The following is a 13,878-nucleotide window of genomic DNA, read 5'->3' as shown; positions in this document are numbered from 1 at the left end:
CTCACATCCCGTCGACACTCCTCCGCGAAGGGTCACCCGCTTGCGTATCCAGCCCCCGCGCCACCGCCAGATGATCCGTTCCCGGGTCGTACGCACCGAGCGGACCACCGACCACTTCGTCACCGTGACCGTCAGCGGCCCGGAGTTGTCACGGTTCGAGTTCCTCGGCAACGACCAGTGCGTACGGGTCTTCCTCCGCCGACCGGGGCAGGAGCGGCTGGTCCTGCCCGACGCCGACGACGACGGCTGGTATCCGCGGTACCGCGAGATGGGCGACGACGTGCGCCCCTACGTCCGCAACTACACGATGCGCCGGTTCGACTCCGAGGCCCTGGAGCTGGACATCGAGTTCGTGGCGCACGGCGACGGCGGACCCGCCTCGACCTGGGCCCTCTCGGCCAGCGAGGGCGACGAGGTCGGCCTGTTCCCCGAGGGCGTCTACTACCTTCCCCCGGCCGACGCCGACTGGCACCTGCTCGTCGGCGACGAGAGCGCCGTTCCCGCCCTGCTGTCGATCGTGGAGCAGGCCCCGCGCGACCTGCGCGCCCAGGTGTTCCTGGAGGTGCCCTCCCCCCGGGACGTGCGCCCGCTGAACGCCCCTCCCGGGGTACAGGTGCACTGGCTGCCGCGTGAGGACGCCCACGCCACCCCCGGCCGCCTGGCACTGGAGACGGTCCGCGCCGCCGAACTGCCCGAGGGACGCCCGTACTGCTGGGTCGCGGGGGAGAACGCGCTGCCCACCGGGTTGCGCCGGGCCCTGGTGCGGGAGCGGTCGGTGTCCAAGGACGACATCACGTTCGTGGGCTACTGGCGCGCGGGCGTTGCCGGGGTCGACTGAGGGACGATCCGTCCGCACGCGCCGAGGTGCGAACGCCCTCACAGGCCCGTCGGGTGGCCTCCGTTCGCGCCGCGCACCGGAGTCGGGTCTCCCCTCCCCGGTGCCTCCTCCGGCGGGAGTCGCCCCTTTCCGTGGGACGCCCCGGAACCCCCACGGTGGCCCACACCACTCCTCCCCCGAGGGTCACACCGCGCACGATCCACGCTAACCTGGGCACATCCGGCTTAGGCAAGGCTAAGCTCACTTTCATCAGCGAGGTCCCATGAACCCCGGTCCGTCCACCCGACGCGGTCTGGTCGCCGCCGGCGCCCTGTCCACCGTCCTGCTCGCCGCCTGCGGCGGCGCGGGCTCCTCCTCGGAGCCGACGGGCCAGGCTTCCGAGGGCTATCCGGTCACCGTCGAGACGCTCTTCGGCGACGTGGAGATCGAGGACCTCCCCCAGAACGTGGTCGCGCTCGGCTGGTCCGACGCCGAGACCGCCCTCGCCCTGGGCGTCCAGCCCGTCGGCGTGGCCGACTGGCAGGGGTACGGCGGCACCGGCGTGGGGCCCTGGGCGGCCGAACTGCTCGAATCCGAGCCCGAACAGCTCGGCACCATGGAGCCCAACATCGAGGCGATCGCCACCCTGGCCCCCGACGTCATCCTGGACACGCGCTCCGACAACTCCCAGGAGCGCCACGACCTGCTCTCCCCGGTCGCCCCCGTGGTGGGCCCGCCGCCGGGCGTGGAGGTCACCTACGGCACCACCTGGCAGCAGCAGACCCGCCAGGTCGCCCAGGTCCTGGGCGAGGAGGAGCGCGGCGAGGAGCTCGTCACCGAGCTGGAGGGCCGTTTCGAGGAGCTGCGCGCCGACCACCCCGAGTTCGGCGACCTCACCATCGCCGTGGGCGCCTACTTCGACGGCCAGTACGGGGCCTACGTGCCCGGCGACACCCGGGCCGACCTCCTGGCCGAGCTGGGCTTCGAGTACAAGCCGGAGCTGGTCGAGCGGGCCGAGGGCGCCTTCTACACCGACCTGAGCTCCGAGCTCGTGGAGGAACTGGACGCCGACCTCACCATCGTCTTCCCCATCGGCGACGAGGCCGCCGAGTTCCTGGACGGTGACCCCGTCCTCCAGGGCATCCCCTCCGCCGAGGCCGGACGCCTGCTCGTCCTCGACGACCCGGAGCTGGTCAACGCGTTCTCCAGCGGTTCGACCCTGGGCGTCCACCACGCCCTGGACGAGATCGTCCCCCTGATCCATCAGACCCTGGAGGACTGAGGGGTCCCGGGTCGGAGCGCCACAGAGCCGCGTGGCGATGCGGCGGTTCCGTCGCGTCCGGTCGGTACGGTGCCGGATACGAGCCCGTCTCATGAGGGCAGGTTGATCCCGGGGTGGCCAGGATCGATCCCGGGGGTGGCCCAGGGTTGACCGGCGCCCGACCCCGAAACGGTCAGACTGGCGGGGTGACCGCTCACCGACGGCACCGCGCTCCTCCCACCGCCTCCGCTCCGAGGTCGGTGGGCGCGCCGCGCCCGCCCGGCATCGAGCGCCCCGACCGGAACACCACACCCCAGCCGCCGCAGCGACCGGCGGAAAGGAACCGACCATGGACCTGCCCCGCATCTTCACCATCAGGGAGAGCGGCCACCGCATCCACAACCCGTTGACCCCCGAGAAATTCGCCGTCCTGGGTGAGGCGCTGCGCCTGCCGCCCGGGACGAGGGTGCTCGACCTGGCCAGCGGGTCGGGCGAGATGCTGTGCACCTGGGCGCGCGACCTCGGTTTCACGGGGACGGGCGTCGACATCAGCACGCTCTTCACCGAGCAGGCCCGTGCGCGGGCCGAGGAGCTCGGTGTGGCCGACCGGGTGGATTTCGTCCACGGTGACGCGGCCGGTCACGTCGCGCAGGAGCCGGTGGACCTCGCCGCGTGCGTGGGCGCCACGTGGATCGGCGGCGGAGTGCCCGGGACGGTCGAGTTGCTCGAACGGAGCCTGCGACCCGGCGGCCTGATGCTGGTCGGCGAACCCTACTGGCGCCGCACGCCCCCGGACGAGGAGACGGCGAAGGCCTGCCACGCCACCTCGTTGGCGGACTTCCTGCCCCTGCACGGGCTGGTGGGGCGGTTCGGCGAGCTGGGGTACGACGTGGTGGAGATGGTGCTGGCCGACCAGGACAGCTGGGACCGGTACAGCGCGGCGCAGTGGCTGGCCATGCGCCGATGGCTGGACCGCAATCCCGACGACGAGATGGTGGCCGAGGTGCGCGCCGAACTGGACACCGAGCCGGTCCGGTACACGCGTTACTCGCGCGAGTTCCTCGGCTGGGGGGGTCTTCGCGCTCATGAGGCGCTGACGACGTGCTGACCGGCGGTTCACTGACCGGCGGTTCGGGCCGGGGCGGGATTTCCCGCCCCGGCCCCGCTGTTTCCTCACTCCTCCGGGATTTGCCTACAACCTTTAGGCAAACGTAGGATCGCTTTCGGCACAGAGGAGGAACCCTTGGCACGCGCTGGCCTGACACCCGAACGCCTCACCCGGGAGGGCGCCGACCTGGCCGACGAGGTCGGCCTGGACCAGGCGACCCTGTCCGCACTGGCCCGGCGCTGCGGCGTGCGGGTCGCGAGCCTGTACTCGCACGTGCGCAACTCCCGCGACCTGCGCACGCGCATCACGCTGCTGGCGTTGGAAGAGCTGGCCGGCCGCTCCGCCGACGCCCTCGCGGGCCGCTCCGGCAGGGACGCCCTGGTGGCCCTCGCCGACGCGCACCGCGACTACGCCCGCGCCCATCCGGGCCGCTACGCCGCCACCCAGCGCCCGCTCGACACCGAGACGGCGGCGCACAGCGCCGGGGTCCGGCACGCCCGGATGACACGCGCGCTGCTGCGCGGCTACGACATCGAGGAACCCGAGCAGACCCACGCCGTCCGCCTGTTGGGGAGCGTCCTGCACGGCTACGTCTCCCTGGAACTGGGCGGGGGCTTCGACCACAGCGCCCCCGACTCCCAGCAGTCCTGGACGCGGACGCTGGACGTGCTCGACCACCTGTTGCGGAACTGGCCCGACGCCGTCCCGACCTCCCACGAGCCGACCTCCCACGAGTAGGACCCCATGCGCACCGAGAACCACTGGATCACCACCCCCGTCACCACGGACCTCCTGCTCGGCGCCCTGGAGTGGGAACGCACCGAACGGGGCCTGATCCCGCACCGGCTGCCCGCCCGGGCCCGTGCCCAGAACCCCGACCCCCTGCTGGGCCTGGCCGAGGTCCAGCCCTCGGGCGTACGGATGCTTCTGCGCACCCGCGCGACCGCGGTCGAGCTCGACGTCCTGCCGACCAAGCGGGTCTACCCCGGGATCTCCGCCCGACCGGACGGGGTGTACGAACTGCTCGTGGACGGCCTCCTCACCGCGAGCACCACCGTGCCCGACGGCGACACCCTGACCCTCGACATGGCCACCGGTTCCCTCGAACACAGGGCGGGGCCGGTCGGCACCGCCCGCTTCACGGGCCTGCCCGACCGGGTCAAGGACGTGGAGATCTGGCTTCCCCACGACGAGGCCACCCAGCTGGTGGCCCTGCGCACCGACGCACCGGTGGCCCCGGTCCCGGACCGGGGCCGCCGGGTGTGGCTGCACCACGGAAGCTCCGTCAGCCACGGTTCGGACGCTGGCGGACCCACCTCGACCTGGCCCGCCGTGGCCGCCGCCCACGAGCCCGTGGACCTGGTCAACCTGGGGTTGAGCGGCAACGCGCTACTGGACCCGTTCACCGCCCGCGCGATGCGGGACACCCGGGCCGACCTGATCAGCGTGAAGATCGGCATCAACCTGGTCAACGCCGATCTGATGCGCGCGCGGGCCCTGGGCCCGGCGGTCCACGGCTTCCTGGACACCATCCGCGAGGGCCACCCCGACGTCCCGTTGCTGGTCGTCTCGCCGACCCTGTGCCCCATCCACGAACACACCCCCGGCCCCACCGCGTTCGACCCCGAGGCGTTGCGCACGGGGCGCAAGGTGTTCCAAGCCACGGGCTCCGCCGCGGAGGCCTCCGCCGGGAAGCTCACGCTCACCTCGGTCCGTGAGACGCTCTCCCGGATCGTGCGGGAGCGTGCCGCCGAGGACCCGTACCTGTCCTACCTGGACGGGCGCGACCTCTACGGAGAGAAGGACCACGAGGAGCTGCCGCTGCCCGACCGCCTGCACCCCGACACGGCCGCCCACCGGCGGATCGGGACACGCTTCGCGGAGCTGGTCTTCGGGCCCGGCGGCGCCTTCGCCCCGGTCTCCGGCACCGGCACCGGCTGAGCCCGAGGTGAGGCCCGGGTCACCGGACGGCGCGGTCGCCTCCAAGGTGGAGCCTTCGTCACCGGTCGGCGCCGTCGTGCCCGGGCCGTGCCAGCCCGAAACGACCCGGCTCAGGTCGGCCCACCGGTCGGCCGAGGGCCCGGTGCCCGACACCGTCGGACCAGCGACGGCGTCGCGTCGGCCGACACGCGCGCACCGCCGCCCAGCCCTGTCCTGGCCGTCCGACACACGCGGGCAGGAACCGCCCGGGCGCACCGAACCCTGACGTACCCGGCGGGCTATGCTCACTGGGCCCGGTGCGGTCCGGCGGCAGCGCGCCGCCGCCCCCGTCCGTGGCCCCATCCGACACCGAGCCCGCGCGACCGGGCGGCGCGGACACAGCCACCGAGGAGCCCTCCCGTGACCTCAACTCCCGCAGTACCCGCCCTCGACATCGACGTGGTCGTCTTCGACGTCCTCGGCACGATGGTCGACGAACCCGGTGGGATCGAACGGGGTATCCGCGCTCTGCTCCCCGACGCCGACGACACGGAGGCGCGGCGACTCCTCGGTGTGTGGTCCGGGCACGTGGAGGAGCGCCAGCGCGCGATCCTCGCTGGGGAGGCGCCCTATGCGAACAGTGCCGTGATCGACCTGGAGGCGGCCGGCAGGGTGGCGGTCGAGGCGGGGGTCGACGACGAGGGGGCGATCCGCGACCTGGCCGCCGCCGCGCAGCGCCTGGCGCCCTGGCACGACTCGGCGCGGGCCCTGGACCGCCTGGCCTCGCGCTACCCGGTGGTGGGTCTGTCCAACGCGAGCGGAGCGGCACTGACCCGCATCAGCTCCCATGCCGGTCTGCGCTGGCACCAGGTGCTCTCGGCGGAGGACGCGCGCTCCTACAAGCCGCACCCGGACGTCTACCGGCTCGCCATCGCCAACGCGGACACCGCGCCCGAGCGGCTGCTCATGGTGGCCGCGCACGCCTGGGACCTGCGCGGCGCCCAGGAGCTCGGCATGCGGACCGCCTACGTCGAGCGGCCCGTCGGTGACCCGCCGCGCGCGACGGACGCCTTCGACCTGACCGCTCCCAGCCTCGACGCGTTGGCGATCCAGCTCAACGCCCTCTGACCCGCATCGGGGCTCCGCGCCCGTTGGCGGCCCGTCTTCTCCCGGTTCATGGCCTTCGGGAGACACGGTGCCGCCAGCGGGCGCTTTCGTGTGTCCGGGCCCGCCGTACCTGACCCCCTGCCCCGCCCTGTCCGTCCTCCCCAGCCCCGGCGCCGCCCACCTCCTCTCCAACCCTGCCTCTTCCGGGCCCTCGCCGCGGTCGCCACCGGCCCGTACTGGCCCCGCCCGGGCCCCGTTCTTCCGAAAGTGGACGCGAGCGGCCAAGTATGTGCTTAGAATGAAAACCGTTTTCATATCCACTCGTTTCTCATCCCCCACAGGAAGGGAGGCCGGATGCGGCACGCCCCCGCTCGCACCACTCCCCCCGCTCCCCCGGGAGTTCCGGAGCAACCCCCGCCCGCCGTCCGACGCCGCTGGCTGACCACCCCCGCGGGCACCGCCACCGCGTCCCTCGTCCTGACCCTGACACTGACCGCGTCCGTGGTCGTCGCGATCGGCCTCGGCTCGGCCGTGGTCCCCCCTCAGGAGACCGTCCGCTACCTGTGGGCCGCCCTGACCGGAGGGGCCATCCAGGCCGACGAGGTCACCCGCTACCAGGTCATCTGGGAGATCCGCACTCCGCGCGTGCTCCTCGCCGCCGTCGTGGGCGCGGGGCTCGGCGCGGTCGGCGTGGCCGTCCAGGCCATGGTGCGCAACCCCCTCGCCGACCCCTACATCCTCGGTGTCTCCTCCGGGGCCTCCGTCGGCGCGGTCCTGGTCAGCGTGCTGGGCGGAGCCGCGGCCCTGGGCGTGCACGCGGTCTCGGCCGGGGCCTTCGCCGGCGCCCTGGCCGCCACCCTCCTCGTCTACGCCGTCTCCTACTCGCGCATGGGGGTCACCCCGCTGCGCCTGGTCCTGACCGGGGTGGCGCTGTCCTTCGGATTCCAGGCGATCATGAGCGTGATCGTCTACCTCGCCCCCAGCAACGAGGCCACCAGCACCGTGCTCTTCTGGACCATGGGCAGTTTCGGAGCCGCCACCTGGGGGTCCCTGCCCGTGGTCGCGGCCGCCGTGATCCTCGGAGCGCTCCTGCTGCGGTCACTGGCCCGCTCCCTGGACGTCACCACACTGGGCGACGAGACCGCCGCCAGCCTGGGCGTGGACGCCGACCGCCTACGGCGGCTCCTGTTCGCCCTCACCGCCGTGATGACCGGAGCGATGGTGGCGGTCAGCGGCGCGATCGGGTTCGTCGGTCTGGTGGTGCCGCACGTCGTGCGCATCCTCGTGGGCGCCGACCACCGCCGCGTCCTCACCGTGGCCCCGCTCGCGGGCGCGCTGCTCATGGTCTGGGTGGACCTGGTCTCACGGGTGGCGGTCGCCCCCCGCGAGCTGCCCCTCGGCGTGATCACCGCGCTGGTCGGCGTCCCGGTGTTCATCACCCTCATGAGGCGACGCGGCTACCTGTTCGGAGGACGCTGATGGACCTGCGCATCGACGACCTCTCGGTGGACCTGGGCGGCACGAGGATCGTGCGGCGGCTCACCCTCGACGTACCCGACGGCCAGGTGGTGGGCCTGGTCGGCCCCAACGGCTCCGGGAAATCGACGGCGCTGCGCTGTGTGTACCGGGCCCTGGGGCCCAGCGCGGGCCGGGTCCTCCTGGACGGGGAGGACCTGACCTCGATGAGCCCGCGCGCCAGCGCCCAGCGCGTCGCCGCCCTCACACAGGAGAACGGCAGCGACCTCGACTTCACCGTCGAGGAGCTGGTGGCCCTGGGCCGCACCCCGCACCTGCGCGGCAACCAGCCCCTGAGCGAACGCGAGCGCGAGTTGTGCCGGAGCTCGATGGAGCTGCTGGACGTGGCCCACCTGGCCGGGCGCGGCGTGCTCGAGCTGTCCGGCGGTGAACGCCAGCGGGTCCTGGTCGCGCGCGCCCTGGTGCAGGAGCCGCGCGTGCTGGTGCTGGACGAGCCCACCAACCATCTCGACGTGCGCCACCAGCTCGACCTGCTCTCCCTGCTCCGGGACGTGGGTGTGACCGTGCTGGTGGTGCTGCACGACCTCAACCTGGCCGCCTCCGCCTGCGACGTCATCGGAGTGCTCTCCGAGGGGGCGCTCGTGGAGGCGGGCAGCCCGGAGAAGGTGCTCACCCCCCACCTGCTCCGGGAGGTCTTCGGCGTGGACGCCACCGTCGTCCCCCATCCCCTCACTGGCGGCCCCCAGTTGCTGTACCGGCTCCCGCCCTCACGGAAGGAACACGCATGACCCCCACAACACGCCCGCGCCCCCTCGTTCTGGTGCCCCTGGTCGCCCTCACCGTCGTGCTCGCCGGGTGCGGCGCGCGGGTCGAGGGGGTCTCCGAAGCCGGGGCCGGGCCCGTCACCGTGCCGCGCTGCGGTGAGGAGGTGGAGTACACCACGCCGGAGCGGGTGGTCGCCTACGAGGGCGGCAGCGCCGACAAACTGTTCGCGCTCGGGCTGGTGGACCACGTGCACGGCTACGTGATGCCCCCGGCCAACCCGCCGGTCGAGGAGTCGCCGTGGGCCGACGACTACGCGGCGGTGGAGTTCCTCAGCGACGACCTGCTCAACCGGGAGCTGGTGGTGGATGCCGAGGCCGACCTGGTGGTGGCGGGCTGGAACTCGGGCTTCAGCGACCAGCGCGGCATCACCCCGGAGATCCTCGACGGGATCGGGGTGCAGAGCTTCATGCACGCCGAGTCCTGCTTCAACTACCCGGGTTTTCCCGAGCGGGTGCGTCCGTTCGAGGGGCTCTACACCGACCTGGAGCGCCTGGGCCTGATCTTCGGGGTCGAGGGGCGCGCCGCCGAGGTGGTCGCGGGGTACCGCGAGCGGGTGGAGGCGGTCCGGGAACAGGCGCCCGAGGGTGAACCGGTACGGGTGTTCCTGTACGACTCCGGCACCGACCAGCCCTTCACGGCGGGCAACCAGGTGCCGCCGGACGACATCATCACGCACGCCGGGGGCGAGAACGTCTTCGGCGACCTTGAACAGCGGTGGACCCAGGTGGGTTGGGAGGCCGTGGTGGAGTCCGAACCGGAGGTGATCATCATCCTGGACTACGGGGACCAGCCCGCCCAGGACAAGATCGACTTCCTGACGTCGTCCCCCGCCATGGCGGAGGTCCCGGCCGTGGTGGAGGAGAACTTCTTCGTGCTGGACTACAACGAGGGGATCTCCGGCCCCCGGGTCATCGACGGTCTGGAGGGGTTCGCGGAGTACCTGCGCGCGCTGAGTTCCTGAGGCCTGTCCCTCAGGAACGGAGACACGACCGCGCCCGCCAGAACCGTCCGGCCGAACCATCCATGAAACATGGTTCGGCCGGACGTCGGGCGGAGCGGACACCGCCCGTGACGAGAGAGCGGCAGCGAGGGCGGTGTCTTCCCCGGCCCCGCGCGGATCGGCTCGCGTGTCGCGACCGGTCATGGCCCGCGACGACAGCGACGGCAGCGCGGCGACAAGCTCTCCCAGTAGTCCGGCGTCGGTGTCGGGCCCCAGGCCTGGAAGTGGTAAGAACCCTCGAAAGTGCCGCGAGGTCCGCGCGGTGGACAACGTAGGCCTTCTCCTCGATCAGGATGGGGGACGACGAAATCGGTCCCTCCGGCATCGAAGACGATGACCTCAGAAGATTGCGCGTCGAGGCATCGCGCGGGCGTTCGGCGTGTTCGGTGCCTCCGACGCCGGGACGAGAGAAGGAGTCTCATCAGTGTCGAAGACGAGGGGTCGGATGCGGTCACTCCTGGCATGCGCGGGAATCACGGTGCTCCTCGCCGGATGCTCGTTCGGCGCCGGGCGCACCGACGAGAACGGCGGCGAGGGGCAGGTGGTCGAACAGACCGAGGAGGCCTACCGAGCGTTCAGCGAAATGCCCCCGCGCGAGGACGTGGCGGAGCTGGATGTCCACGGCGCCGAGGAGTTCCCCAACGGGAGCACGACCTACTGGATCAACTACGCGACGACTGGCGCGGACTCCGAAGCCGTGTGTGAGGCGCTGGGAGACACCAACCCCATCCCGGTTGCACGAATCCAGGACGGCGACGCGGAGAGGCTGAGAATCCCGCGGGACTTCCTCGATGCCCAGGGGGGCGGGGTGCGGGTGTGCAACGCGAGACTGGAGAGCCACGATGTCCGCGTCGCGATCTTCTATCCGCCCGGGGAAGAGATGGAACCGGAGAGCACGGTCACCGTGTACCTCAGAGAATCCTTGATGGGAAGGTGATGTGACGTCGTATCGTCGCAGCGGCGCTCGTCACCGCGGTGGCCGTGACCCGCTCCGGCGCGGACGGCTCGGATGCCGACGGACAGTCCGGCGACGACCTCCCGGAAGGCTTGACCGTCTCCGGGAGCGCGGGGTCGCCCCCGAGATGAGCGCCGAGGACGGGCCCGGAAACGGCTATCTCGGGCTGCCGGGGGGCGAAGGGTAGGAGATCCCGGACGGGTCCCTCATGATCGTCGACGTGGTGACGTACATCTGGGGCCCGGACGGGACGATGATCGAGTGTGTGTCCAGCTATGACCTGGGCTTCCGGAGCTTGCTCCCCCTGGCGGGGAGGGGTGGTGACTCCCTTCGCCACTTCGGTGATTCCCAATTCAGGTCCCGGTCCATCCCCGCATGCGCGGGGAGCAGAAAGCGGTGACGTCGAGGTATACGATCGGCTGCACCTGATGAGTTTGAGCCCTAAGGATTCGGCTGCGTTCATCGCAGCCTTGGAGAGGAACCTGTAATGAACCGGGACACGTCGGCTGTCACCAACTGGCGCACCAGCAGTTACAGCGCCGACGGCGGCGGACGATGCGTGGAGGTCGGCTGGCACATCAGCAGCTACAGCTCTGACACTGGTGGGCAGTGTGTCGAAGCGGGCCCCTTCCTGGGCGAGCCCCAGCGGTTCGCCGTGCGCGACTCCACGCATCGCGACCTGGGCTACCTCTCCTTCCCCTCCCCCGAGTGGTCCGCGCTACTGCGTGTCTCCTCGTCCTGAGCCCGGCTCCTGGAACCCGGCTCCCGGGGCGGCCAGCCGTCTCTACCGGGAACAAAGGAGTCCGAGGGTAGGTGTCCGTCGTCCGAGGAGGTCCGAGTGCTGCCACCTCCTCTGGAGAAAACCCGGTGACGTCGACGATCGTCCCCGGGATACTGGCCGCCTATGGATGAGATCGAAGTCGTCGTCGCCCACTCCGAGCGCGCGACCCTGCGTGTGGGTGACGTGTTCCTGAAGGTGGACGCCGACCGGGCGCGCCTGGCCGCCGAGGTCGAGGTGATGTCCCTGGCCCCCGTTCCGACACCGGAAGTCCTGTGGCACGAGCCGCCCGCGCTCGCGATCGCCGCGCTGCCGGGGGCGACGTTGGGGAGCCTCGGCGGGGAGGTGTCCGGGTCAGCGGCGGCATGGGCCGCGGCGGGAGCCGTCATCCGTCGGCTGCACGACGCACCGCCGCCGTCTCGGCTGGGGCAGGCGGGCCGGAGCATCGACGTCCTGAACAGGAAACTCGACGACGAGTGCGCGGCTCTCGTGGCCAGCGGTGTGCTCCCCGCCGACCTGGTCAGCCGCAACCGTGAGGTCGCCGAGGCCGCGCTCCGGCCGTGGACCCCGGCGTTCACGCACGGCGACCTCCAGATCGCGCACGTCTTCCTCGACGGCGACGAGGTCACGGGCGTCATCGACTGGTCCGAGGCGGGCCGCGGCGACGCCCTGTACGACCTCGCCACCTTCACCCTCGGGCACGAGGACCGCCTCGACGACCTGCTCGCCGGTTACGGCACCGACGTCGACCGCGACGTGATCACGGGGTGGTGGTCGCTGCGCAGCCTGCTGATCGTCCGCTGGCTGGCCGAGAACGGGTTCGACCCGTTCGCGCCGGGCTGCGAGGTCGACGTGCTCAGGGCCCGTATGTGAGTCGGCGCGGACCGCCCCTCCGCACTCTCCTTCCACGGGCTCGCTCCGACGCCGTTCCGGCCTGCGACATCACCCGGACCCGCCCTCGTCGATGTCCGAGATCTCGGACGCTTTCTCTCCTCGCACCCACGTGTCCCAGGTCACTTTCTGCTTCGATTCCCGGATTGCCCCCGTTCGAGAAGCAGGAGGAGCCCCCGTGAGCGACAACACGACCGCCGCGAGGGCGACCGGGTCATGGCGCCTGGTCGTCTACAGCGGTATCGGCATCGTCATGTTCTTCGTCCCCGTCACCGTCGGGGACCGCAGCGCCATCCCCCTGGACCACCTGGTCACCCTCCTCCAAGCCGCACTCGGCCCCGCGCTCCCCTACGTCATCTGGCTGATCATCGCGGCCGGGACCGTGCTCCCCTTCGTCACCGGGGCGTGGCGGCGGAGCCGGGTCTCCCTCGTGTTCTCCCTACTGAACGTCGTGGGCCTGGTCGTGGCCAGTCTGGTCGTCCTGGACGTGGGCCCCGACCTGGTCATGGCCGACGACCGCGCGCCCTTCCTGTTCAACGCCGTAGCCGTCAACGTCGGCCTCCTCGTGCCGGTCGGCGCCGTCTTCCTGGCGATGCTGGTGGGATACGGGTTGATGGAGTTCGTCGGCGTGCTGCTGCAACGCGTGATGCGACCCGTCTGGCGCGTTCCCGGGCGCTCGGCGGTGGACGCCGCCGCCTCCTTCGTGGGCAGCTACTCGCTGGGGCTGCTCATCACCGACCGCGTGTACCAGTCCGGGCGCTACACCGGCAGGGAGGCGGCCATCATCGCGATCGGCTTCTCCACGGTCTCGGTCACCTTCATGGTCGTCATCGCCAACACCCTCGACCTGATGGGGATCTGGCTGACCTACTTCTTCCTGACCTTCTTCGTCACCTACGCGGTCACGGCGGTCCTCGTGCGCGTCCCCCCTCTCAGCCGCATCCCCGACGAGCCCTTCCCCGGCTCCACTCCGCAGCCCGAGGAGGAGGTCACCGGGAACCGGCTCGGGCACGCCTGGGGAGAGGCGCGGCGGGCGCTGCGCGCCGCGCCGTCGCTCCCCCGCAACGTGTGGGTGAACTTCGTCGACGGGGTCCGGATGTCCACCGCGATCCTGCCGTCGATCATGTCGGTGGGTACCCTCGGCCTGGTCGTGGCGCACTCCACTCCCGTCTTCGACCTCCTGGCCTACGTCTTTGTGCCCTTCACCTGGGTGGTGGGGCTCTCCGACCCGATGCTGGCCGCCAAGGCGGTCTCCGTGGGCGTCGCCGAGGTGTTCCTGCCCGCCACCGTGGCCGCCGGGTCCGAGGACCTGGTGCTCCGTCTGGTGATCGGGGTCGTGTCGGTGTCCTCGATCGTCTTCTTCTCCGCCCTCGTCCCCTGCGTCCTGGCCACCCGCATCCCGTTGACAGTGGGCCAGCTCGTGGTGATCTGGTTCCAGCGAGTGGTCCTGAGCATCCTCGTCGCGGGACCGCTCGCCTACCTCCTGGTCGGTCTGTGACCCGGAGACCGCGGGTTCTCCGGCCGCGAGGGGTTCGAGCCTTCTGGTGGGAACTGCCCGGATTCGGTGCCACAGGTACCAGGCCAGGACGGGCCACAGCGCTTCCCTTCGGCCGTCCTCCGGTTCGCACTTCCCGTCCTGGTCGGTGGCTTAGAGCTCATCTCAAAAGCCCTGCGAGATGCTCCTGAGCCTGGCATGATCACGTCCTGTGAGCGATGTGTTGCCCGATGGGCTCTGGGAGA

Annotated in this window: 13 protein-coding genes; all 13 read left to right on the top strand. The window is 71.4% G+C overall.

The features are described 5' to 3' along the window. The first annotated feature begins 70 nt into the window (after window positions 1-70). Complete coding sequence (locus ABZ635_RS23280) at window positions 71-838, top strand: siderophore-interacting protein (protein WP_357768886.1); 768 nt, start codon at window positions 71-73, stop codon at window positions 836-838. A gap of 262 nt (window positions 839-1,100) precedes the next feature. After that, window positions 1,101-2,099: an ABC transporter substrate-binding protein gene (locus ABZ635_RS23275; RefSeq protein ID WP_357768852.1), complete on the top strand. Its 999-nt coding sequence runs from the start codon at window positions 1,101-1,103 to the stop codon at window positions 2,097-2,099. Window positions 2,100-2,427: 328 nt separating this feature from the next. Beyond that, window positions 2,428-3,186: a class I SAM-dependent methyltransferase gene (locus ABZ635_RS23270; RefSeq protein ID WP_357768850.1), complete on the top strand. Its 759-nt coding sequence runs from the start codon at window positions 2,428-2,430 to the stop codon at window positions 3,184-3,186. Window positions 3,187-3,321: 135 nt separating this feature from the next. After that, entirely contained in the window at window positions 3,322-3,924 is a 603-nt protein-coding gene (locus tag ABZ635_RS23265; RefSeq protein ID WP_357768848.1) for a TetR/AcrR family transcriptional regulator, read from the top strand. Window positions 3,925-3,930: 6 nt separating this feature from the next. Then, window positions 3,931-5,127: a GDSL-type esterase/lipase family protein gene (locus ABZ635_RS23260; RefSeq protein ID WP_357768846.1), complete on the top strand. Its 1,197-nt coding sequence runs from the start codon at window positions 3,931-3,933 to the stop codon at window positions 5,125-5,127. A gap of 399 nt (window positions 5,128-5,526) precedes the next feature. Beyond that, entirely contained in the window at window positions 5,527-6,234 is a 708-nt protein-coding gene (locus ABZ635_RS23255; protein ID WP_357768844.1) for a haloacid dehalogenase type II, read from the top strand. A gap of 333 nt (window positions 6,235-6,567) precedes the next feature. Continuing rightward, window positions 6,568-7,692: an iron ABC transporter permease gene (locus ABZ635_RS23250; RefSeq protein ID WP_357768842.1), complete on the top strand. Its 1,125-nt coding sequence runs from the start codon at window positions 6,568-6,570 to the stop codon at window positions 7,690-7,692. Further along, window positions 7,692-8,477, top strand: coding sequence for an ABC transporter ATP-binding protein (locus ABZ635_RS23245; RefSeq protein WP_357768840.1), 786 nt, complete (start codon window positions 7,692-7,694; stop codon window positions 8,475-8,477). Before ABZ635_RS23250 ends, ABZ635_RS23245 begins: the two co-directional genes overlap by 1 nt. Then, entirely contained in the window at window positions 8,474-9,475 is a 1,002-nt protein-coding gene (locus tag ABZ635_RS23240) for an ABC transporter substrate-binding protein (RefSeq protein WP_357768838.1), read from the top strand. Before ABZ635_RS23245 ends, ABZ635_RS23240 begins: the two co-directional genes overlap by 4 nt. Before the next feature lie 463 nt (window positions 9,476-9,938). Continuing rightward, window positions 9,939-10,451: a hypothetical protein gene (locus tag ABZ635_RS23235; protein ID WP_357768836.1), complete on the top strand. Its 513-nt coding sequence runs from the start codon at window positions 9,939-9,941 to the stop codon at window positions 10,449-10,451. 505 nt (window positions 10,452-10,956) lie between these two features. Beyond that, the gene (locus ABZ635_RS23230; RefSeq protein WP_357768834.1) at window positions 10,957-11,211 is read left to right on the top strand and encodes a DUF397 domain-containing protein; all 255 of its coding nucleotides are present in this window, start codon (window positions 10,957-10,959) and stop codon (window positions 11,209-11,211) included. A gap of 162 nt (window positions 11,212-11,373) precedes the next feature. Beyond that, entirely contained in the window at window positions 11,374-12,120 is a 747-nt protein-coding gene (locus ABZ635_RS23225; RefSeq protein ID WP_357768832.1) for a phosphotransferase, read from the top strand. A 196-nt stretch (window positions 12,121-12,316) separates the two neighbouring features. Beyond that, window positions 12,317-13,636: a YjiH family protein gene (locus ABZ635_RS23220; RefSeq protein WP_357768830.1), complete on the top strand. Its 1,320-nt coding sequence runs from the start codon at window positions 12,317-12,319 to the stop codon at window positions 13,634-13,636. Window positions 13,637-13,878: the final 242 nt, after the last annotated feature.

The organism is Nocardiopsis sp. NPDC007018 (genome assembly GCF_040635075.1).
Classification (GTDB): Bacteria; Actinomycetota; Actinomycetes; order Streptosporangiales; family Streptosporangiaceae; genus Nocardiopsis.
This window is presented reverse-complemented; position numbering and strand designations above follow the sequence as displayed.